Consider the following 20,854-nt stretch of genomic DNA (forward strand, 5'->3'; position numbering starts at 1 on the left):
AAGTTAATCCACTATACAATGAGGTTTTTGCAGGGTTGTCTAAACATGACGGATTTCTCAAAGGGACTTGTGGCGGCGTTGGCTTCCAATTTATTGTTTTCCATGCTGTTTCTGTACGGAACTTGGATGTATCCGATGACCGGGACGGAAGTTTTTGCTTGGCGCATGGTTGCAATGTTGGCGGCCATATGCGTATTGATGGGCATGAGCGATGGCTGGAAGGCGGCAGGGCAGTTTGTTCGTGAAACGGGCAGGGATTGGAAACGTTGGTTTTTGATTATGTTGCCCACGCCTGTTTTCGCAAGTCAGCTTTGGCTGTTTGTATGGTCGCCGGTCAATGGTGAAGGCGTGAATGTAGCAATGGGCTATTTCCTGTTCCCATTGGCGATGCTGGCGTGCGGCAGGATTTGGTTTAAGGAAACGCTTAACCGTCTGCAAATAGTAGCGGTCGTATCGGCATGTTTGGGCGTGGTATGGGAGTTGGTACGATCCGGCGCATTTTCATGGGCGACGGTATGGGTATTCGGGACGTACCCCATCTATTATTTGGCGCGCCGCAAACTGGGCGTGCCGGCATTGATAGGGCTGACGTTTGATTTGCTCGTGATTGCGCCTTGTGCCTTGTCTTGTATTCTGACGCAAACCGATACCATTAATTTGATTGCGTCGACCCCAAAACTTATCGGCTTTATCGTTCTGCTGGGTATCAATAGCGCGGTCGCCATGCATTTGAATTTAAAAGCAAGCCAATTATTACCCATTGCCGTATTCGGTATGTTGAGCTATTTGGAGCCGGTCTTGCTGTTTATCATTTCGATTGCGTGGCTGGGCGAACCTTTGGAGAGCGGGTCATTAATCAGCTATGGATTTATCTGGTTGGGGTTGAGTCTGATGATGGTAAACGGATGGCTGGCAATGAAGAGAAGGGTCGTCTGAAGCCGCTGTTTTATATAGTGGATTAACTTTAAATCAGTACGGTGTTGCCTCGCCTTAGCTCAAAGAGAACGATTCTCTAAGGTGCTGAAGCACCAAGTGAATCGGTTCCGTACTATCTGTACTGTCTGCGGCTTCGTCGCCTTGTCCTGATTTAAATTTAATCCACTATAAATTTCAGACGACCTTGCTCCGTCAAAATCGCATTTCCCGCTTTCCGTCCTAAAGTTTCAATTTCTAAATCAATGTCGTCAGCAGGCTGTCTCGGCTTGTCAAACTTTTGCCTGATAGACAGCATTCGATATCGAAAGGTCGTCTGAAACATCTTTTCAGACGACCTTTGCCGTTTCCATTAAAATACCGTATTCACATTTTTCAGACGGCCTCTTCCCATGTTTCCCGACCAATCCGCCCCCAATCTGCTGCAAGGCTTGAATCCCGAACAACTCTCCGCCGTAACCTGGCCGCCGCAATCTGCCCTTGTGCTGGCGGGCGCGGGCAGCGGCAAAACCCGCGTGCTGACCACGCGCATCGCATGGCTTTTGCAAACCGGTCAGGCAAGTGTACACAGCATTATGGCGGTAACGTTTACCAACAAAGCCGCCAAAGAAATGCAAACCCGACTCGGCGCGATGATTCCCATCAACGTCCGCGCCATGTGGCTCGGCACGTTCCACGGTCTCTGCCACCGCTTTCTACGGCTGCACCACCGCGACGCAGGCCTGCCGTCTTCCTTTCAAATCCTCGACAGCGGCGACCAGCTTTCCCTGATTAAACGCCTGCTCAAAAGCCTCAACATCGCCGAAGAAATCATCGCGCCGCGTTCGCTGCAAGGCTTTATCAACGCGCAAAAAGAATCCGGTTTGCGCGCTTCCGTGTTGAGCGCACCAGACCCGCACACAAGCCGCATGATTGAATGCTACGCCGAATACGACAAAATCTGCCAACGCGAAGGCGTAGTCGATTTTGCCGAACTCATGCTCCGCAGCTACGAAATGCTGCAAAGCAACGAAATCCTGCGCCAACACTACCAAAACCGCTTCAATCACATTCTGGTCGACGAGTTCCAAGACACCAACAAACTGCAATACGCCTGGCTGAAACTCATGGCGGGCGGCAACGCGGCAGTGTTTGCCGTCGGCGACGACGACCAAAGCATCTACCGATTCCGCGGCGCGCACGTCGGCAACATGACCGCGCTGATGGAAGAATTCCACATCGACGCGCCCGTCAAACTCGAACAAAACTACCGCTCCGTCGGCAACATCCTCGCCGCCGCCAACGCCGTCATCGAAAACAACGACGAACGCCTCGGCAAAAACCTGCGCACCGACGCCGAAGCAGGCGACAAAATCCGCTACTACTCCGCCTTTACCGACCTCGAAGAAGCCCAGTTCATTGTTGACGAAACCAAAGCCCTCGAACGCGAAGGCTGGGATTTGGACGAAATCGCCGTCCTCTACCGCAGCAACGCCCAATCCCGCGTCATCGAACAAAGCCTGTTCCGCAGCGGCATTCCCTACAAAATCTACGGCGGATTGCGCTTTTACGAACGCCAAGAAATCAAACACGCGCTCGCCTACCTGCGCCTCGCCGTCAATCCCGACGACGACAACGCCCTCTTGCGCGTCATCAACTTCCCGCCGCGCGGCATCGGCGCACGCACCATCGAAAACCTTCAGACGGCCTCAATCGAACAAGGCATTACCCTCTGGCAGGCAGCCTGCAATGCCGGCGCAAAAGCCGCCAAAGTCGCCGCCTTCGTCCGCCTGATTGAAGCACTGCGCAACCAAGTCGGACAAATGCCCTTGCCCGAAATCATCGTCGGCATCCTCAAAGACAGTGGCCTGACCGAACACTACCGAACCCAAAAAGGCGACAACCAAGACCGCCTCGATAACCTCGACGAACTTGTCAACGCCGCCATCGAGTTCAAACCCGAAGACAGCAACTTCGAAATTCTGCCCGACAACATTTCAGACGACCCCGCCTTCCCCATCCTCGCCTTCCTAAGCAACGCCGCCCTCGAGTCCGGCGAAAACCAAGCAGGCGCGGGCGAAAAAGCCGTCCAACTCATGACCGTCCACGCCGCCAAAGGCTTGGAATTCAACGCCGTCTTCCTCACCGGCATGGAAGAAGGCCGCTTCCCCAGCGAAATGAGCCTTGCCGAACGCGGCGGCCTCGAAGAAGAACGCCGCCTCATGTACGTCGCCATCACCCGCGCCCGCAAACGCCTCTACATCACCATGGCGCAACAAAGGATGCTGCACGGGCAAACCCAATTCGGCATCGTCTCCCGCTTCGTCGAAGAAATCCCACCCGAAGTATTGCACTACCTGTCCGTCAAAAAGACCGCCTACGACAGCTACGGCAGCCCGCGCCAAACCGCCGCGCCCAAAGACAAAATCATCGACGACTACAAACAGCCCCAAACCTACGCAGGCTTCCGCATCGGACAAAACGTCCGCCACGCCAAATTCGGCACCGGCGTCATCATCGATGCCGTGGACAAAGGCGAATCCGCCCGACTGACCATCAACTTCGGCAAACAGGGCGTGAAAGAGCTGGATACCAAATTTGCGAAATTGGAAGAGATGTAAATTTAAAATGTAGGTCGGATACTTGTATCCGACAAAAACATTTGACGCGTCTGTCGTTTCCGAAAAACCGCTGTTGGAAATGTCGGATTTGAGAATCCGACCTATGGGCAAAAAACGTAGCAGGAGAATAGAAACCCGTAGCGTGGGCTTTGCCCACGAATCAAGCCCAAAATTTCAGACGGCCTCTTTTACCCGCCATTTTCGTGGGCAAAGCCCACGCTACAATGTACACCGATGAGGCAAAAGGTCGTCTGAAAAGCGTTTTTCAGTACATGTAGGTCGGATTCTTGAATCCGACATTTTCAAACATTTCCGCCATAATCAAAAGCGGTAAAACATAAAACGTTTGTCAAATATGAGTATCCGACTTACCCATCATATTTAATGCTGAAATCCACATTGCTTCCACCCCAGTGCTTTGGGTAAATCCCCTGTTTCACATAACGGTGAAAAGTAGAAAACGGCCAATCGGAAACCTGACCGACATAGCCATGCTTTACGGGATTAAAATGTAGATAATTGAAATGATGGATAAAGTCCGTTTCATCACGAATGGTATGTTCCCAAAACCTTTTTTGCCAAAGCCGACATTCCCCTCCAATCAAATATTGGCTGTACCGTTTAATTTGCCGCCAACGTTCCGAATAAGCGGCATCATTTTCAGGAAGACGCCAAATCGTATGCAGATGGTCGGGCATCAGCACCCATGCTTCAATTTCAAACGGATACCGCTCCCGAACCGTCATTACCGCCTGCCGCAAGGCCGAACGCACCGTTTCATCAGTCAGGATTTTTTGTCGTTTGTCAGCAACCACCGTAAAAAAGTAAGTACCGCCCGTTTGATAAAAGCGTCGGTATCGCATGAATTCCCTTTTTTAAATTAAATTTTTGTTTTTCGGAAAGATTTTTGTCGGATACAAGTATCCGACCTACATCGAAACCGAACAATCCATGTAGGTCGGATTCTCGAATCCGACATTCCAATCATTCCCGAATTTTCTCAAGGTGTGGACATCGTTTTTTTGTCGGATACAAGTATCCGACCTACGCCTTTAATTACAGCGACAGCAGGTCGCCTTGGCATGAAGCGGTGCGTAATTCTTTGTCTACATTCGTACCGCATTCCCATACCCCAGTTCCTACGGTATAGCGGATATTAATTTTTTTATTGGTGATTTTGTCGTTTACGCCACTGCTTTTGAAAGTAACGGTCAGCAGGCATTGGGTTTCAGTCTTTTTCAGAGCAACGTCGTTGACGAAGTTGCCCGTATGTACGCTGGAGGTAAACCAAGGTTTAGTGGCATCGCAAGCATTGATGCCCTCGGTAGAAATAGCCTCGACCAACGGGCTTTTCAGACCGGCAAGGATTTCATGCCCTTCAGTTGCCTGCGCCTTAGCGGTATAGTTGCCGAACAACGGCAGGGCAATGGCGGCAAGTATGCCGAGAATGGCGACGACAATCATCAGTTCGGTAATGGTAAAACCTTGTTGTTTCATACGACGACCTTTAATGAAGTGAGTAGAAAAGGAATCGGTTTGCCCGATTTGCTTGAATAGATGGTAGAAAAGCCCGCCAGAGCGAGCTTTGTTATTCACTATTTATGGAATTTGTCGTTGTTATTTTTTAGCAGCACGGCAAGCAGCAGGTGCTACGTTGTCAGCCAGGTTTGTAGTACAAGCCCAAGCACCAGTTGCAGGAGTCAGTGTCATGGTAATTGTTTTAGTAGCTACTTTATCATTGACACCTTCGGTTGCTGCTTTGAAGGTAGCAGTCAAAGCACAAGTCGCAGCATCACCAGTACCAGCAGCGGCAGGTACAACACCACTTACATATTTACCTGTGCGCACAGAAGAGGTGTACCAAGCAGCATCATTTTTACATGCATTAGCGTTACTGCTTGCAGCCACTGCCTCAACCAAAGGCGTTTTCATACCGCCCAAGAGTTCGTAGCCTTCAGTCGCTTGTGCGCGGGCAGTGTAGTCGCCGTACATAGGCAGGGCGATAGCGGCCAGGATACCGATAATTGCTACGACGATCATCAATTCGATCAGGGTGAAACCTTTTTGGATTGCTTTCATTTAATAAACTCCAGTTTAAAAAGTGTTGTGAATAAAAAAAATGTTTGTTGTTAAAAAATCCGTAATGTGTTTGGCTCTGCTTGTTTATGAGTAAAACCATCAAGTAGAAGGAATATACAGCTTCCCGGTTCGGGCTTCGTTGCTTCGTTTCCCTTGCCGGACGTAATGTATCAAGCAGGGGATGTGCCAAGCTTGGATTTTTTTGGATTTTTTATGAAAATATTTTGTAATTTTATGTTTTTAATAGGTTTAAATTTGTTTTGAAGGATTTTTCGGGCAGATTTGGGTTTTTTTATGACGTGGGATTGTTTCTGCGATATGACGTGTTTTGTCATTTTTTGATTTTTTTGGGGGAGGTGAAGAAGACGTTTTGTGTCACGTGCCGTGTTTCGTCACTTTTGAAAGCCGTTTTTAATAATATTTGAATATTTTGACAAACGGTATGATTATTTAGATAAGCGGTGTTCTTGAAATTTAGATATTTTTAATAAATTGATTTATATAATATTTTTAATATGATATTTTGATATTCGGTATTTATTTAGGATAGACGGTAATTCATAATAGAAATTTATGGAAATTAATTTAATTTTGAATGATTGTTTTAAGCGTTCGAAGCCTCTTTTAAAAAGGGGATAATCGATAGGGATACCCGCCCTGCCTTTTTTCGATTTTGCACATTATTTTTGGCAGATTCTGCCAGTATTGAAATAATCACTGTGATGATATTTGGCATTTATTTGAATCTATATAGATGATGGAAACGGCAAAAGGTCGTCTGAAATCCCGAATTGAGGTTTTCAGACGACCTTTTGGGTTTGTTTTATCGGTGAAGCTTAGAAACCGGGTTGCTAAGGCTGGCTTGGGTTTTGACCATCAAGCCAGCGGGGCGAGCAGTTTGTCGAAGGCTTCTTCAAACTGTTTCAAACCGTCTTCCTGTAAGCGGTTGGCGAGTGTTTCTACGTCTATGCCGAGCGCGGCGGTTTCGGCAAGCTGCGCTTGTGCTTCTTCCACGCCTTCGGTCAGCGTGGCTTTGGCTGTGCCGTGGTCGATGAAGGCTTTGAGGGTAGCGTCGGGAACGGTGTTGACGGTGTGCGCGCCGATCAGGCTGTCAACGTAGAGCGTGTCGGGATAGGCGGGGTTTTTGACGCCTGTGGATGCCCATAAGAGTTGCACGCGGTTTGCGCCTTTTGCCTCCAGCGCGGCAAATTCGGTGCTGCCGAAGTATTGCGCCCAGTCTTGGTAGGCGGCTTTGGCAAGGGCGATGGCGATTTTGCCTTTGAGGTGGTCGGGCAGCGTTGCGTCAAGCGCGCCGTCCACGCGGGAGATGAAGAAGCTGGCGACGGCTTGGATATGGGCAACGCTTTGTCCTGATTCCAAGCGTTTGGCGATGCCGCGCGCGTAGGCTGCGTAGGCTTTGAGGGTTTGGGCGCGTGAGAACAGCAGGGTCAGGTTCACGCTGATGCCCTCGGCGATGAGGGTTTCGAGTGCTTCGATACCTGCGTCGGTGGCGGGAACTTTAATCATGGCGTTTTTACGCGCGATGGCGGCATGGAGGCGGCGGGCTTCTTCTACTGTGCCTTGTGCGTCTTTGGCAAGCTCTGGGGAAACTTCGAGGCTGACGAAACCGGTTTTGCCGCCGGTGGATTCGTGTTCGGCAAGGCAAACGTCGCAGGCTGCCTGTACATCGGCAATCGCCATGGTTTCGTAGCGTTGTTTGGGGCTGAGGTCTTGCTGCTTGAGGGCGGCGACTTCATCGGCGTAAAGCGCGTCGCCGGCGAAGGCTTTTTGGAAGATGGCGGGATTGGAAGTGACGCCGCACACGCCTTGTTTCAGCATTTGCGCCAATTCGCCGCTTTGTACGAGTGAGCGGGAAAGGTTGTCCAGCCAGATTTGTTGTCCTAATGCTTTAACGTCCGATAAAATAGTCATCTCTGATTCCTTTAAATATAGGTTATTTGCGAAGCAGGCGGTAATGCTACCCCTATTCGGAAAATTTGGATAGATTATAGTGGATTAAATTTAAATCAGGACAAGGCGACGAAGCCGCAGACAGTACAGATAGTACGGCAAGGCGAGGCAACGCCGTACTGGTTTAAAGTTAAACCACTATATTAGGGCATTTAATGATGTCCAAAACGATATAAAACGAACACAAAAAGGCATGAAATTATGGCAGGAAACGGTCAATATCTCGATTGGGCGCGCGAAGTGTTGCACACCGAAGCGGAAGGCTTGCGCGAAATTGCGGCGGAATTGGACGAAAACTTTGTCCTTGCGGCAGACGCGCTGCTGCACTGCACAGGCAGGGTCGTCATCACAGGCATGGGCAAGTCGGGACATATCGGGCGCAAAATAGCGGCGACCATGGCTTCGACCGGCACACCCGCGTTTTTCGTCCATCCTGCGGAAGCGGCACACGGCGATTTGGGCATGATTGTGGACAACGACGTCGTCGTCGCAATTTCCAATTCCGGCGAAAGCGACGAAATTGCCGCCATCATCCCTGCGCTCAAACGCAAAAACATTACCCTCATCTGCATTACCGCCCGCCCCGATTCGACCATGGCGAGCCATGCCGACATTCACATCACCGCGTCAGTTTCCAAAGAAGCCTGCCCGCTGGGACTTGCCCCGACCACCAGCACCACCGCCGTCATGGCTTTGGGTGACGCATTGGCAGTTGTCCTTTTGCGCGCACGCGCGTTTACGCCCGACGATTTCGCCTTGAGCCACCCCGCCGGCAGCCTCGGCAAACGCCTGCTTTTACGCGTGGCAGACATTATGCACAAAGACGACGCCCTGCCCGCCGTCCGACTCGGCACGCCCTTAAAAGAGGCCATCGTCAGTATGAGCGAAAAAGGCTTGGGTATGCTGGCGGTAACGGACGAACAAGGTCGTCTGAAAGGCGTGTTCACCGACGGCGATTTGCGCCGCCTGTTCCAACAGCGCGACCGCTTTGACGGACTGACCGTCGATGAAATCATGCATCCTTCCCCCAAAACCATCCCCGCCGAACGCCTCGCCACCGAAGCCCTGAAAGTCATGCAGGCAAACCATGTGAACGGGCTTTTGGTAACCGATGCCGACGGCGTGTTGACCGGCGCGCTGAATATGCACGATTTACTGATGGCGCGGATTGTGTAAAGGCGGGCTAACCTTTTTCAGACGACCTTTATGTTAGAATAGGTCGTCTGAAACCTAGCAATCCGCAAGGAAACACTATGCAAACCTTAGACCCCGAGCTGCAACAGCGCGCGGCGCATATCAAGCTGCTGATATTGGATGTGGACGGCGTTTTGACCGACGGCCGCATCTTTATCCGCGACAACGGCGAAGAAATCAAATCGTTCCACACATTGGACGGACACGGCTTGAAGATGCTTCAGGCAAGCGGCGTGCAGACTGCGATTATCACAGGTCGGGACGCGCCCTCCGTCGGCATCCGCGTCAAACAGTTGGGCATAAATTACTACTTCAAAGGCATTTCGGACAAGCGCGCCGCCTATGAAGAATTGTGTGCGCAGGCGGGCGTAGAAGAAGGCGAGTGCGCCTTTGTCGGCGACGACGTGGTCGATTTGCCGGTGATGGTGCGCTGCGGATTGCCGGTTGCCGTCCCCAACGCGCATTGGTTTACGCTGCAACACGCCGCCTATATTACGAAACACGCGGGCGGCGCAGGCGCGGTGCGTGAAGTGTGCGACCTGATTATGCGCGCGAAAGGTACGCTGGGCGCGGCTTTGAACGAGTACATCAAATGAAAGTAAGATGGCGGTACGGAATCGCATTCCCTTTGGTGCTGGCGGTCGCGCTCGGCGGATTGTCGGCATGGCTGGGGCGCATCAGCGAAATCGACATCGAAGAAGTCAAACTCAACCCCAACCAGCCGCAATACACGATGGACGGCATAGACGGGCGGCGGTTTGACGAACAAGGTCGTCTGAAAGAGCATCTGAGCGCAAAAGGGGCGAAACAGTTTCCCGAAAGCAACGACGTCCATTTCGAGCTGCCGCACCTCGTCTTCTTCCAAGAAGGCAGCCGGCTTTACGACGTCGGCAGCGACGAAGCCGTGTACAACACCCAAACCAAACAACTCCTGTTCAAACACAACGTCGTCCTGACCAAAGCCGCCGATGCCAAGCGGCAGGCGGGCGTCGTCAAAACCGATCTTCTGCACGTCGACACCGAATCGCAATACGCCCAAACCGACACGCCCGTTACCTTCCAATACGGCGAATCGAGCGGCAACGCCGAAGGTCTGACGTATGACCACAAAAAAGGTTTGTTGAACTTCCCATCCAGAGTGAAAGCCACGATTTATGATACAAAAAATATGTAAGGCATGTGTTTTAACCGCATTTTTCGCCACCGCCCCCGCTTACGCCCTGCAAAGCGACAGCAAGCAGCCGATACAGATTGAAGCCGACCAAGGCTCGCTCGACCAAAACAACCAAAGCACCACCTTCACCGGCAACGTCATCATCAAACAAGGCACGCTCAACATCCGCGCCGGCAGCGTCAACGTCTCCCGCAACGACAAAGGCGAACAGTTTATGAAAGCCAGCGGCTCGCCCGTCCGCTTCAGCCAGACACTCGACGACAACAAAGGCACGGTTAACGGACAAGCCAACAACGTAACCTACTCCTCCGCCATCAACCTCGTTACCCTGACCGGCAACGCCAAAGTCCAACGCGGCGGCGACGTTGCCGAAGGCGCAGTCATCACCTACAACACCAAAACCGAAGTCTATACCATCAACGGCAGCTCCAAATCAGGTGCCAAATCCGCCGCCAAATCCGGCAGGGTCAGCGTCGTCATCCAACCGTCCAGCACCCAAAAAACCAAATAACCCGCATCTGACAACACCAAAGGTCGTCTGAAAACCAACATAGCAAGTTCCCCAAGCCACATTTTCAGACGACCTCCGAACCAAGAGTCATTTATGAGCGAAAACACCAGCCGCCTCGTCGTTCAAAACCTGCAAAAAAGTTTCAAAAAACGCCAAGTCGTCAAAAGCTTCTCCCTCGAAATCGAAAGCGGCGAAGTCATCGGCCTGCTCGGCCCCAACGGCGCAGGCAAAACCACCAGCTTTTACATGATCGTCGGACTCATCGCCGCCGACGCAGGCAGCGTTACCCTCGACGGACAAGAACTGCGCCACCTGCCCATACACGAACGCGCCCGCTTAGGCGTCGGCTACCTGCCCCAAGAAGCCTCGATTTTCCGCAAAATGACCGTCGAACAAAACATCCGCGCCATTTTAGAAATCAGCACCAAAGACAAAAGCCGCATCGATGGCGAAGTCGAAAAACTGCTTGCCGACCTCAACATCGGCCACCTGCGCCACAACCCTGCCCCCTCCCTGTCCGGCGGCGAACGCCGACGCGTCGAAATCGCCCGCGTACTCGCCATGCAGCCGCGCTTCATCCTCCTGGACGAACCCTTCGCCGGCGTCGACCCCATCGCCGTCATCGACATCCAAAAAATCATCGACTTCCTCAAATCGCGCGGCATCGGCGTACTCATTACCGACCACAACGTACGCGAAACCCTCAGCATCTGCGACAGAGCCTACATCATCAGCGACGGCACCGTCCTCGCCTCCGGCAAGCCGGACGACTTGGTCAACAACGAACAAGTCCGCTCCGTCTATCTCGGCGAAAACTTCAAATACTGATTTCAAATACTGACCATGACAAACCGCACAATCAATTGTGCGGTTTTAAAATAACAAAGCGTCAGAAAGGTCGTCTGAAAACGTTTTCAGACGACCTTTCGGGTAGGTTGGGTTGAAAACCCAACATTGCAGAAGATTCAACAGCTTTTGTTGGATCTAGACCCAACCTACGCGTATTACAGCCTTATTAATGGAATTTTTTGCCGTCTTTATATCGATAGATTTGCAACATCGTTACCCTACCACCTCCGAACGAGTTGATTTCATAAGTAATCCCATCATATACGGCACGCGTACTGATCAGCTCTTTATTAAGCGGTTGTTTCTGTTTAAAGGTTTCGATATTTTGGATATGTTTGTCCAGCAGGTCTTGAAACAGATTATCCGGTTTGTTTTTATGGTTGATGGTAGAGATGATTAATTTGGGGATGGTGATATCTTTAAAGATCCAACCATTATATCCCAATGGAACCTCTACACCATTTACTTTCCCATTGGAATATTTCAGTCTAATTTCATAGTTGCAATCAGGTTTAACAAAATCTTTAAATATTAAATATATGGAGTAGATGGAGCCATCAATAACAGTAGTGCTATACAGGTTTTTCCCGTCAAAGCTTTCTTGGCTAACCTCTTGAAATCCTAAGTTCTGCAACTTAGAAATGATTAATCCAGTATTCATGGGAATAGTCAGACGACGCGAACGGTTGAAAGGCGCATTATTTATCTGCTCATCTGCCAGCATTACTCCAATAGCATTTTCTGGAACACTAGGAATCGGGGGAAGAGTATTAAACTTATATTCAGAAGAATGACATTCAAAATGAAGATTACTTTGTAGTTTAGGATTTCTAATATCATTAGCAATATTCTTTTTATACGGTGAATGGGGCTGATTGCCACATGAAACTACAAAAAAACACATAAATAAAGTAATAATTTTTTTATTTAATTCCATTTTTAAGACCTCTTCAAACCTTTATTATTTCGCATAACATTCCAAGGTGCTTATGAGAAACCCCTTAAATGTCTGGGTTGGACTTTAAGGGGGGTAGGGAATTTTGCAAAGATTTCCATTTTTCTCATTACTTTCAAGTCAGCCGTAGGTCGGATTCTCGAATCCGACATTTCTAACAGCGGTTTTTCGGAAACGACAGACGCGTCAAATGTTTTTGTCGGATACAAGTATCCGACCTACATCTGGATTCCCGCATGCGCGGGAATGACGGCGGAGGTTTCGGCAAAGCTCGTTGCTCTCGTTTTCAGACGACTATTTGCCTCGTCGGTGTACATTGTAACGTGGGCCTTGCCCACGATAATGACGGCTAAAAGAGGTCGTCTGAAATTTTGGGCAAAGCCCACGCTACGGATTTCAGACGACTTACCCTTTTCAATTTTGTATTTACTTATCTGAAAACTCATCTTCATGTCGCAAGCTGCGGATAAAGGTTTCGAAATCGGGGGCAAGTTCGACTATTTCAAAATCCCATTCTTGTTCGACAAGCACCACTTTCGGCTCTCCGTCTTTTCCACACTCTCGATAGTCCAAGGCAAACATGGCATGCCCTGCTGACGGGTCGTTGGCAAAATACACGCCGATAGGCGGATACTCCCATTCTTTCAGCCAAAGTTTTTGCCCCATCTCGCCGCACAGACTCCCTTCTTTTTCAAAACCGATTCCCGATACCTCGCAAATTTGCACATGATCTTTTGCCCACGAATTTCTCTGCGTGGTTGGAAAGCAGTTTTTGACAAATATCCCGCCGTTTTGTACTGCCATCAATTCAATAAAACTTTGCGGCAATTTATAGCCTAGCTCACTTTCTACGGCAGCCAAAATTTCAGGGGTAAACGGAGCTTCTTTGTAGTTTTCATCTGCCCAACTATTAGCTTCCCATACGGAGGACAAATCAAAATCTTTAAAAACTTGGGACATAATGTTCTTCCTTATTGATTTCAGCCCGTAGGTCGGATTCCCGAATCCGACATTTCCAACAGCGGTATTTCGGAAACGATAGACGCATCAAATGTTTTTGTCGGATACAAGTATCCGACCTACATCTCTATTTGCCCCGTGTGTGTACATTGTAGCGTGGGCTTTGCCCACGATAATGTTGGGTAAAAGAGGCCGTCTGAAATTTTGGGTTTGATTCGTGGGCAAAGCCCACGCTACGGGTTTGCGGTGATTTTTAGGTAGTAGAACCCACGCTATGCAGCTAATGACTTAATCCCTCTTCGTAACATCCGCTTTATCCGAGTTTCGCCTCCTCCCCGAACACTTCCCGCCACAATTTCCTGACATTGCCGTAATGTGCCAGCAATTCGTCGGTTACTTCGGTTTTTTCCGCGTCGCGCAGTTTGGTGTTGTGTTGCTGCTGGCGGTAGAAGCGGTAGGCGGTGCGGCTTTGTTCGGCGAGGGTTTTGCCGATGAGGCCGCAGTCGGCGGCGATGTTCAAGAGGGCGATGTTGCCGTAGTTGTCGAGGAGTTGCGGATATCGGCGGGCATGGGCAAGGATGAGGTATTGGACGATAAATTCGACGTCGACCACGCCGCCGCGTGCGTATTTGACGTTGCTGTCAATCGGCGGATGGGTGGGGAACATTTTTTCGCGCATTTCGATGATTTTGCCTGCCAAGGCGGTTTGGTCGCGCTCGGCGGTGAGGATTTCGGTGCGGATGCGGTCGAAGGCCGTCTGAATTTCGGGTGTGCCGCAGATGAAGCGGGCGCGGGTGAGGGATTGGTGTTCCCACGTCCATGCGTTTTCGTGCTGGTATTTTTCGAAGGCGGCGATGCTGTGGGCGAGGAAGCCGGCGTCGCCGTTTGGGCGCAGGCGCAGGTCGGTTTCGTAGAGGCTGCCTGCGCCGGTGGCGGCGGAAAGCCAGTTGGTCAGGCGGCGGGCGAGGCGGCTGTATACGTCGCCTGCGTCGGGATGGGGATCGTCGTAGAGATAAACGAGGTCGAGGTCGGAGGCGTAGCCGAGTTCTTTGCCGCCGAGTTTGCCGTAGCCGACGATGGCGAATTGCGGGGTGTCGCGGTGTTTTTTGGGCATGTCCGCCCACGCGCATGGCAGGGCGGCGGCGAGGATGGTGTCGGCGAGGGCGGAGAGTTGGTCGGAGAGGGATTCTACCGTCCACAGTCCGGCGAGGTCTTGGACGGCGAGGCGGAAGACTTGGGCGTGCTGGAAGCGGCGCAGGGTGTCCATTTGCGCTTCGGTGTCGCCGCCGCAGGCTTTGAGGTCGTCTGAAAGGGCGGCGGCGAGGGCTTGCCAGTCGAACGCGGTATCCAAAAGCTGCGCGCTGATGAGTTCGTCCAGCAGAATCGGATATTTGCTCAGATACGCCGCCACCCATGAGCTTTGGCTCATAATCTGCGCCAGTTGCGCCAAGGTTTGCGGATGCTCGTTGAGAAAGGCGAGATAGGCGGAGCGGCGGCTGATGTTTTCGAGGAAGTCAAACAGCCGCATCAGCGTATCGGTCGGGTTGTTTTGCTCGGCCGCTGCCTGTACCAACAGCGGTACAATGGCGTCGAAACGCGGCTGGGCGTGGGCGGAAAGGTGGCGGTATTTATGACCGTTGCGGATTTGGTCGAGCCTTGCGGCGATGGTTTCGACATCGAACCCGTGTTCTTTCAGACGGCCTTGCCGCTCTTCTTCGTCGGGTTTGTCCTGCCATGCCCATTGCCATTCGCTATTGTCTTGCGTTTGCTCTTCGGGTTCGCTCAAAATTTCGTTGAACAACTGATTGACCTTGGTGCGGTGGGCGTTGAGGTCGTCTGAAAAGGCGGCGTAGCTGTCGAAACCCATGCTTTCGGCGAGCAGTTGTTGCTGTTTGGGCGAGGCGGGCAGGGTTTGGGTTTGTTGGTCGTCCCAGTATTGCAGGCGGTGTTCGACGTCGCGCAGGAAGCGGTAGGCGGCAAGCAGGGTTTCAACGTTTTCAGACGGCATGGTGCCCAGCTCGGCAAGTTTCTTCAGCGTTTCCTGCGTGCCTTTCAGTTGCAGCGCGCGCATTTGTCCGCCGCGTATCATTTGGAAAATTTGGGCGATAAATTCGACTTCGCGGATGCCGCCCGCGCCGAGTTTGATGTTGTCCGCCATGCCTTTTTTGCTGACTTCGCTGCGGATTTGGCGGTGCAGGTTCCGCATCGCCTCATACGCGCTGTAATCCAGATATTTGCGGAACACGAAGGGGCGCACCAGCGATTTGATGTCGTTCGGATACGGCGTGACCACGCGGCCTTTGCACCACGCATAGCGTTCCCATTCGCGCCCCTGCGTAATCAGGTATTGCTCCAGCGCGGTTTCGCTCAATACCAGCGCGCCCGAATCGCCGTCCGGCCGCAGCCGCATATCGACGCGGAACACCTGCCCGTCGGCGGTGATGTCGTTCAGCAGCGCAATCAGTTTCTGCCCGACTTTGGTGAAAAATTCCTGGTTGCCCCGTTCGCGCCTGCCGTCGGTGTCGCCCGATTCGGGATAGACGAAAATCAAATCAATGTCGGAAGACACGTTCAACTCATAGCCGCCCGCCTTGCCCATCGCCACCACGCTCAAATGCTGCGGCGATTTGGTATAACGCCCGATCGGCGTGCCGTACATGTCCCGATAATAGGCGTAGGCAAAGTCCAGCGCGGTATTGACGGCAAAATCGGCAAACAGCGTAATCGTGTGGGTTACTTCGTTCAAATCGCTGATGCGGTTTACATCGCGCACGATAATCTGCGACACCACATAACGGCGCAACTCGCGCAACTGCCGCGCCAATTCTTCCTCGTTTTCTTCCGCGCGGATTTTGTCCCAGTCGGCAAAGGCTTGGAAATCCGCTTCAGTCAACACTTTGTCCAGCATGGGCAGGAAAATTTCAGGCTTGAGTTTGCCGTTGTCGAGCTGGCGGGCGAGGAACAGGGAATGACGGCGGGCGGTGTCGAGGCGGTTGTCGGACATTTGGGATTCCGTTTGGAAGGATGATAGGAGTGGGATAGTGGATTCACTTTAAATCAGGAAAAAGCGAGGCAATGCCGTACCAGTTTAAAGTCAAGCCACTATATCATAGCAATCTTGGAGGTCGTCTGAAACTGCAGAACTCAGGCGTATGAACGGGTGTGTTTTACGGCATGGGAAGTTTGTTATAGTGGATTAACTTTAAACCGGTACGGTGTTGCCTTGCCGTACTATCTGTACTGTCTGCGGCTTCGTCGCCTTGTCCTGATTTAAATTTAATCCACTATATTTGATTGGATAGTTAAAAGGTCGTCTGAAAAACATTTCAGACGACCTTTTGATGTGTTTAAACGGATTAGCCGGTGAGTTGTTTGGTAATCAGTTTTTTCAGTGGCGGGAAGTTGTTGCTGGCACGCAATACCAAGCCGCGCAAGATTTTGGCGGGCGCGGTTTCATTGGTAAAGAGTTTGAGCAGCATATTGGTGCCGTGGTAAATCGGCTGGGCATGGAGCATATGCTTGGTGCTGTATTTTTCCAGCAGGCTGGCGGCGCCGATGTCTTGACCGCGTTGTTCCGCTTCGAGAACCAGTTTTGCCAAGAGGTCCGCGCTGGATAAACCCAAGTTGAAACCGTGTGCGGTAACAGGGTGCATGCCTACGGCGGCGTCGCCGATTAAGGCGCTGCGTTTGCCATAGAAGCGTTGGGCAATCATGCCGACCAAGGGGTAGTTGTGAATAGTGCTGACCAATTCCATGTCGCCCAAACGGCCTTTGAGCTGCTCTTTGACGCTGGCTGCCAATTCTTCGGGAGACATTTTTTTGATGGTGTCTGCTTTGTCGCTATCGACGGTAATGACTGTGTTGGTCAGGTGCTCTTCCAAAGGCAGCAGGGCGATGGTGCGGCCGTAGTGGAAGCATTCGTAAGCGGTATGCTGGTTGGACAGGGTATGCTTCATGCGGCAGACAAACATGGTGCGGCTGTAATCGTGCATATCGGAGGAAATGCCCAGTTGTCGGCGGGTTTGGGAAAAGCGGCTGTCTGCTGCCAAGAGTAGGCGGCCGCTCAAAACTTCGCCGTTTTCCAAGATGACTTGGGCTTCGTCTTCGGAGGTTTTGACTTCTTTGACGCCCGTACCGGTCAGGATGGTAACGTTTTCCAGTTTGGATACGACTTCATAAGCAGCTTTGCGGATATTGTGGTTTGAAATCAGATAGCCTAAGCAGTCGGCAGGTTCACCGCGCGCTTGGGTCGGTTGCGGGAAGTGGAGTTGGTAATCGGACTGCCCGTTCAAGACTTTTGCATCGCGCAAGGGGTAAATTTCGTCTTTCGGAATCAAATCCCACATGCCCAAGCGTTGCATAATTTCGCGGGACAGGTGGGTCAATGCGATTTCACGCCCGTCATAAGGAGGGTTTTGTAAAATTTCTAAAGGGCTTTTTTCAATCAGGGTGATTTTCAAACCGCTGCCGGCCAGTTCTGCGGCAAAACTCAACCCGGCAGGTCCTGCGCCGACGACAAGAATATCGCTGTGTAAGCTCATGAGGCATCCTTTTTGTTAAAGGGGGACGGATAATTTCAGACGACCTTAAGTTTACTGTGTTTGAATGAGATAAGGGTAATCTGCATTGAGTAATTGATTATAGCAAAAGTATCGATTGAGTAATTCAAGTATTTATATCGTGAATGATTTTTTACGCTGAGCTTAATGTAAGTCAATGGCGGCAATGTGTTGCGTATCATGCCATGTTTTAAAAACAATAAGTAGCGGCTATATGGGTTTGCTTTTTTCTTACGCCAGAGTATGGGAAGGATAAGATTATCATGAGGGCGAGGGGGTCGTCTGAAATTTTGTAGTAGCTTGGCTTTTAAGCAGTACAGTGTATAGTGGATCAACTTTAAACCAGTACGGCGTTGCCTCGCCTTAGCTCAAAGAGAACGATTCTCTAAGGTGCTGAAGCACCAAGTGAATCGGTTCCGTACTATCTGTACTGTCTGCGGCTTCGTCGCCTTGTCCTGATTTAAAGTTAATCCACTATAGTTTCCTATCGTGTCTGTTGTATCGTGTGTTGCTTTGTTGTTTGCGCTGTTTAAGATTGAATCGGCGATGGCAAAATCATTGCCAACCCATACAAACAAAAAAGCCGTATTCCCTAAGAAATACGGCTTTCTCAATATCACGATAAACTTGGATTATTCTTCAGAACCGGTGTAAGGACGGATGCTGACCGTTTTACGGTTCAGCGCGCCTTTGGTTTTGAATTCAACATAACCGTCAACTTTGGCGAACAAAGTGTGGTCTTTGCCCATGCCTACGTTGTCGCCGGCATGGAATTTGGTACCGCGTTGGCGGACGATGATGGAACCTGCCGGAATCAGCTCGTTGCCGTAGGCTTTTACGCCCAAGCGTTTGGCTTCTGAATCGCGACCGTTGCGGGTGCTACCGCCTGCTTTTTTACTTGCCATTTGTAATACTCCTAAGTTTCAAAAATTAGGCGATTGCCACGATTTCGATTTGGGTGAAATTTTGGCGATGGCCTTGGCGTTTTTGGTAGTGTTTACGGCGGCGCATTTTGAAAATGCGTACTTTCTCGCCGCGACCATGGGCTACTACTTTAGCTGTTACTTTTGCGCCTTCAATGAAAGGAGCGCCAACTTTTACAGATTCGCCGTCAGCAATCATCAAAACTTCGGTCAGTTCGATTTGGCTGTCGAGTTCGGCTGGTATCTGTTCTACTTTCAATTTTTCGCCAACGGCAACTTTATATTGTTTGCCGCCGGTTTTTACGACCGCGTACATACTCAACTCCATGAGAATTATGGTTAATATCCCGCACACCATTGTGCGAAACACGAGATTCTATTGCTATTTGCCTGTTTTGTCAAAGTTTATTTCGTTTGTGGGGGCAGGGTCGTCTGAAAGATGTGTCAAACGGGCTTTGCTGCTATAATCGCGCGTTGGATTGCCGATATTTTTTATGCGGCAATATTATTTCCGCCTTATACCCAACCCATTTATTTATACGGCAAGCCTGCTTCATTTTGCCGACTGAGAATGTGTTATGCTCGAAAACCTGCCTTATTTCCAACGCCATCTGCCTGAAGACCTTTCACGGGTCAATGAGGTGATCAACCAAGCGGTTCAGTCTGATGTTGCGCTGATTTCGCAAATCGGTACTTATATTATCAGTGCCGGCGGTAAGCGTCTGCGTCCAATTATGACGATTTTGGCAGGTAAGTCGGTCGGTTATGATGGAGATAAGCTGTATGCTTTGGCGGCAATGGTGGAATTTATCCACACTTCAACCCTGCTGCATGACGATGTTGTCGATGAAAGCGATTTGCGCCGCGGACGCGAAACGGCGAATAATCTGTTCGGCAACGCGGCGGCGGTGTTGGTCGGCGACTTTTTGTATACGCGCGCTTTCCAATTGATGGTTGATTCCGGCAGTATGCGCATTTTGGAAGTCATGGCGGATGCAACTAATATTATTGCTGAAGGCGAGGTCATGCAGCTGATGAACATCGGCAATACCGATATTACCGAAGCGCAATATGTTCAAGTGATTCAATATAAAACGGCCAAATTGTTTGAAGCAGCTGCTCAGGTTGGTGCGATTTTGGGCAATGCCGCCCCCGAGCATGAGCAGGCGTTGAAAGATTACGGTATGTATGTCGGTACGGCGTTCCAAATTATTGATGATGTTTTGGATTATTCGGGCGAAACCGAAGAAATCGGTAAAAACGTCGGCGACGATTTGGCAGAAGGCAAACCGACTTTGCCGCTGATTTATCTGATGCGCAACGGTTCGAAACAAGTGGCTGACGATGTGCGCCACGCTTTGGAAAATGCGGATCGCGGCAGTTTCCAAAAAATCCATGATTATGTTGTCCATTCCGACGCGTTGACTTATTCGATTTCCGAAGCACGAAAAGCCGTTGAGCAAGCCGTGGCTTCTTTGGCAGTATTGCCTGATAGCGAAGTCAAGCAGGCGATGATTCAGTTGGCTGAGGAATCATTGGCACGGGTTTCTTAAATCCGATGAATTTCAATTTCGTCCCGATGTTTTTGGTGACGCTGATTTTTCTCGGCGTCGTCAGCAACAACAACTCGATTACGATTTCCGCAGCAATTTTGCTGTTAATGCAACAGACTGCTTTGTCGCAATATATTCCTTTCATGGAAAAACACGGCTTGCATTTTGGGATTATTTTGCTGACAATCGGGGTCTTAAGCCCGCTGGTTTCAGGGAAGGTTCAAATTCCGCCGCTGTCGGAGTTTGTCAATTTTAAAATGATTGCCGCCGTATTAATCGGCATCCTTGTCGCCTGGCTGGCAGGGCGCGGCGTACCGCTGATGAGCGAACAACCTGTTTTGGTAACAGGTCTTTTGATCGGTACGGTTATCGGTGTGGCGTTTATGGGCAGCATTCCGGTCGGTCCGCTGATTGCCGCAGGATTATTATCGTTTATTGCAGGAAAAGTTTAACACGCTCGCCATAGTTCAACGGATAGAACGTATGCCTCCTAAGCGTAAAATACAGGTTCGATTCCTGTTGGCGAGGCCATAAAACACAAAGAGGTCGTCTGAAATTTTCAGACGACCTCTTTGTATTTTCTATGAACGGGA

General features: G+C 50.6%; 19 protein-coding genes, 1 tRNA gene and 1 pseudogene. 11 read left to right on the top strand and 10 right to left on the bottom strand.

The window, feature by feature from the left end:
- The first annotated feature begins 45 nt into the window (after positions 1 to 45).
- Both rarD and uvrD read left to right on the top strand, forming a co-directional pair.
- Complete coding sequence (gene rarD / locus MON40_RS02545) at positions 46 to 936, top strand: EamA family transporter RarD (protein WP_039863301.1); 891 nt, start codon at positions 46 to 48, stop codon at positions 934 to 936.
- A gap of 389 nt (positions 937 to 1,325) precedes the next feature.
- The gene (uvrD, locus tag MON40_RS02550) at positions 1,326 to 3,533 is read left to right on the top strand and encodes a DNA helicase II (protein WP_003780170.1); all 2,208 of its coding nucleotides are present in this window, start codon (positions 1,326 to 1,328) and stop codon (positions 3,531 to 3,533) included.
- Between the two features lie 368 nt (positions 3,534 to 3,901).
- Here uvrD and MON40_RS02555 read toward each other — a convergent pair whose 3' ends face one another.
- From MON40_RS02555 to tal, 4 genes are all read right to left on the bottom strand, one after another.
- On the bottom strand, positions 3,902 to 4,396 hold the full coding sequence (locus MON40_RS02555) for an REP-associated tyrosine transposase (protein WP_003780167.1): 495 nt from the start codon (positions 4,394 to 4,396) through the stop codon (positions 3,902 to 3,904).
- Between the two features lie 193 nt (positions 4,397 to 4,589).
- Positions 4,590 to 5,030, bottom strand: a complete 441-nt coding sequence (locus MON40_RS02560) for a pilin (RefSeq protein WP_039863283.1) — start codon at positions 5,028 to 5,030, stop codon at positions 4,590 to 4,592.
- Positions 5,031 to 5,150: 120 nt separating this feature from the next.
- Positions 5,151 to 5,612, bottom strand: coding sequence for a pilin (locus tag MON40_RS02565; protein WP_003780165.1), 462 nt, complete (start codon positions 5,610 to 5,612; stop codon positions 5,151 to 5,153).
- Positions 5,613 to 6,488: 876 nt separating this feature from the next.
- Positions 6,489 to 7,544 (bottom strand): transaldolase, encoded by a 1,056-nt coding sequence (gene tal / locus MON40_RS02570; RefSeq protein ID WP_003780164.1) that lies wholly within the window; start codon positions 7,542 to 7,544, stop codon positions 6,489 to 6,491.
- Between the two features lie 75 nt (positions 7,545 to 7,619).
- Here tal and MON40_RS13465 point away from each other — a divergent pair.
- The 6 genes and pseudogenes from MON40_RS13465 to lptB all read left to right on the top strand — a co-directional run.
- Positions 7,620 to 7,727 (top strand): annotated as a pseudogene (locus tag MON40_RS13465) (IS5/IS1182 family transposase); the annotation flags it as partial.
- A gap of 57 nt (positions 7,728 to 7,784) precedes the next feature.
- Complete coding sequence (locus tag MON40_RS02575; protein WP_003780163.1) at positions 7,785 to 8,759, top strand: KpsF/GutQ family sugar-phosphate isomerase; 975 nt, start codon at positions 7,785 to 7,787, stop codon at positions 8,757 to 8,759.
- 77 nt (positions 8,760 to 8,836) lie between these two features.
- Entirely contained in the window at positions 8,837 to 9,373 is a 537-nt protein-coding gene (locus tag MON40_RS02580; RefSeq protein WP_003780162.1) for a KdsC family phosphatase, read from the top strand.
- A complete protein-coding gene (gene lptC, locus MON40_RS02585; protein WP_003780161.1) occupies positions 9,370 to 9,951 on the top strand; it encodes an LPS export ABC transporter periplasmic protein LptC in 582 nt (193 codons plus the stop codon). The genes MON40_RS02580 and lptC overlap by 4 nt, the downstream gene beginning before the upstream one ends.
- A complete protein-coding gene (lptA, locus tag MON40_RS02590; RefSeq protein ID WP_003766057.1) occupies positions 9,932 to 10,462 on the top strand; it encodes a lipopolysaccharide transport periplasmic protein LptA in 531 nt (176 codons plus the stop codon). The genes lptC and lptA overlap by 20 nt, the downstream gene beginning before the upstream one ends.
- A gap of 93 nt (positions 10,463 to 10,555) precedes the next feature.
- Positions 10,556 to 11,290, top strand: a complete 735-nt coding sequence (gene lptB, locus MON40_RS02595; RefSeq protein WP_003766063.1) for an LPS export ABC transporter ATP-binding protein — start codon at positions 10,556 to 10,558, stop codon at positions 11,288 to 11,290.
- Between the two features lie 187 nt (positions 11,291 to 11,477).
- On the opposite strand, the gene MON40_RS02600 is transcribed toward lptB, so the two are convergent.
- The 6 genes from MON40_RS02600 to rplU all read right to left on the bottom strand — a co-directional run bounded on the left by MON40_RS02600 (position 11,478) and on the right by rplU (position 19,024).
- The gene (locus MON40_RS02600; RefSeq protein ID WP_242925986.1) at positions 11,478 to 12,248 is read right to left on the bottom strand and encodes a hypothetical protein; all 771 of its coding nucleotides are present in this window, start codon (positions 12,246 to 12,248) and stop codon (positions 11,478 to 11,480) included.
- A 444-nt stretch (positions 12,249 to 12,692) separates the two neighbouring features.
- Positions 12,693 to 13,226 carry an SMI1/KNR4 family protein gene (locus MON40_RS02605; protein WP_003780155.1) on the bottom strand — a complete coding sequence of 178 codons (534 nt, stop codon included), beginning with the start codon at positions 13,224 to 13,226 and terminating at the stop codon, positions 12,693 to 12,695.
- A 313-nt stretch (positions 13,227 to 13,539) separates the two neighbouring features.
- Positions 13,540 to 16,230: a bifunctional [glutamate--ammonia ligase]-adenylyl-L-tyrosine phosphorylase/[glutamate--ammonia-ligase] adenylyltransferase gene (gene glnE, locus MON40_RS02610; RefSeq protein WP_003780152.1), complete on the bottom strand. Its 2,691-nt coding sequence runs from the start codon at positions 16,228 to 16,230 to the stop codon at positions 13,540 to 13,542.
- A gap of 352 nt (positions 16,231 to 16,582) precedes the next feature.
- The gene (ubiM, locus tag MON40_RS02615) at positions 16,583 to 17,767 is read right to left on the bottom strand and encodes a 5-demethoxyubiquinol-8 5-hydroxylase UbiM (RefSeq protein WP_003757044.1); all 1,185 of its coding nucleotides are present in this window, start codon (positions 17,765 to 17,767) and stop codon (positions 16,583 to 16,585) included.
- A gap of 650 nt (positions 17,768 to 18,417) precedes the next feature.
- A complete protein-coding gene (rpmA, locus tag MON40_RS02620) occupies positions 18,418 to 18,690 on the bottom strand; it encodes a 50S ribosomal protein L27 (RefSeq protein ID WP_002212328.1) in 273 nt (90 codons plus the stop codon).
- A 25-nt stretch (positions 18,691 to 18,715) separates the two neighbouring features.
- On the bottom strand, positions 18,716 to 19,024 hold the full coding sequence (gene rplU / locus MON40_RS02625) for a 50S ribosomal protein L21 (protein ID WP_003763980.1): 309 nt from the start codon (positions 19,022 to 19,024) through the stop codon (positions 18,716 to 18,718).
- Between the two features lie 262 nt (positions 19,025 to 19,286).
- Here rplU and MON40_RS02630 point away from each other — a divergent pair, with 262 nt between their 5' ends.
- From MON40_RS02630 to MON40_RS02640, 3 genes are all read left to right on the top strand, one after another.
- Positions 19,287 to 20,261, top strand: coding sequence for a polyprenyl synthetase family protein (locus tag MON40_RS02630; RefSeq protein ID WP_003780144.1), 975 nt, complete (start codon positions 19,287 to 19,289; stop codon positions 20,259 to 20,261).
- A 5-nt stretch (positions 20,262 to 20,266) separates the two neighbouring features.
- Entirely contained in the window at positions 20,267 to 20,713 is a 447-nt protein-coding gene (locus MON40_RS02635) for a DUF441 domain-containing protein (protein ID WP_003780142.1), read from the top strand.
- Between the two features lie 4 nt (positions 20,714 to 20,717).
- A tRNA-Arg gene (locus MON40_RS02640) sits at positions 20,718 to 20,792 on the top strand.
- Positions 20,793 to 20,854: the final 62 nt, after the last annotated feature.

Source organism: Neisseria macacae ATCC 33926 (genome assembly GCF_022749495.1).
Taxonomy (GTDB): Bacteria; Pseudomonadota; Gammaproteobacteria; order Burkholderiales; family Neisseriaceae; genus Neisseria; species Neisseria macacae.

What these genes read in the sequence shown, in the direction of transcription:
- MON40_RS02600 (WP_242925986.1), bottom strand. Translation starts at nt 12,248, where the DNA reads ATGGAATTAAATAAAAAAATTATTACTTTATTTATGTGTTTTTTTGTA.
- lptB (WP_003766063.1), top strand. Translation starts at nt 10,556, where the DNA reads ATGAGCGAAAACACCAGCCGCCTCGTCGTTCAAAACCTGCAAAAAAGT.
- lptA (WP_003766057.1), top strand. Translation starts at nt 9,932, where the DNA reads ATGATACAAAAAATATGTAAGGCATGTGTTTTAACCGCATTTTTCGCC.
- rplU (WP_003763980.1), bottom strand. Translation starts at nt 19,024, where the DNA reads ATGTACGCGGTCGTAAAAACCGGCGGCAAACAATATAAAGTTGCCGTT.
- MON40_RS02560 (WP_039863283.1), bottom strand. Translation starts at nt 5,030, where the DNA reads ATGAAACAACAAGGTTTTACCATTACCGAACTGATGATTGTCGTCGCC.
- rpmA (WP_002212328.1), bottom strand. Translation starts at nt 18,690, where the DNA reads ATGGCAAGTAAAAAAGCAGGCGGTAGCACCCGCAACGGTCGCGATTCA.
- rarD (WP_039863301.1), top strand. Translation starts at nt 46, where the DNA reads ATGACGGATTTCTCAAAGGGACTTGTGGCGGCGTTGGCTTCCAATTTA.
- MON40_RS02580 (WP_003780162.1), top strand. Translation starts at nt 8,837, where the DNA reads ATGCAAACCTTAGACCCCGAGCTGCAACAGCGCGCGGCGCATATCAAG.
- ubiM (WP_003757044.1), bottom strand. Translation starts at nt 17,767, where the DNA reads ATGAGCTTACACAGCGATATTCTTGTCGTCGGCGCAGGACCTGCCGGG.
- MON40_RS02605 (WP_003780155.1), bottom strand. Translation starts at nt 13,226, where the DNA reads ATGTCCCAAGTTTTTAAAGATTTTGATTTGTCCTCCGTATGGGAAGCT.
- lptC (WP_003780161.1), top strand. Translation starts at nt 9,370, where the DNA reads ATGAAAGTAAGATGGCGGTACGGAATCGCATTCCCTTTGGTGCTGGCG.
- tal (WP_003780164.1), bottom strand. Translation starts at nt 7,544, where the DNA reads ATGACTATTTTATCGGACGTTAAAGCATTAGGACAACAAATCTGGCTG.
- MON40_RS02565 (WP_003780165.1), bottom strand. Translation starts at nt 5,612, where the DNA reads ATGAAAGCAATCCAAAAAGGTTTCACCCTGATCGAATTGATGATCGTC.
- uvrD (WP_003780170.1), top strand. Translation starts at nt 1,326, where the DNA reads ATGTTTCCCGACCAATCCGCCCCCAATCTGCTGCAAGGCTTGAATCCC.
- glnE (WP_003780152.1), bottom strand. Translation starts at nt 16,230, where the DNA reads ATGTCCGACAACCGCCTCGACACCGCCCGCCGTCATTCCCTGTTCCTC.
- MON40_RS02575 (WP_003780163.1), top strand. Translation starts at nt 7,785, where the DNA reads ATGGCAGGAAACGGTCAATATCTCGATTGGGCGCGCGAAGTGTTGCAC.
- MON40_RS02555 (WP_003780167.1), bottom strand. Translation starts at nt 4,396, where the DNA reads ATGCGATACCGACGCTTTTATCAAACGGGCGGTACTTACTTTTTTACG.
- MON40_RS02635 (WP_003780142.1), top strand. Translation starts at nt 20,267, where the DNA reads ATGAATTTCAATTTCGTCCCGATGTTTTTGGTGACGCTGATTTTTCTC.
- MON40_RS02630 (WP_003780144.1), top strand. Translation starts at nt 19,287, where the DNA reads ATGCTCGAAAACCTGCCTTATTTCCAACGCCATCTGCCTGAAGACCTT.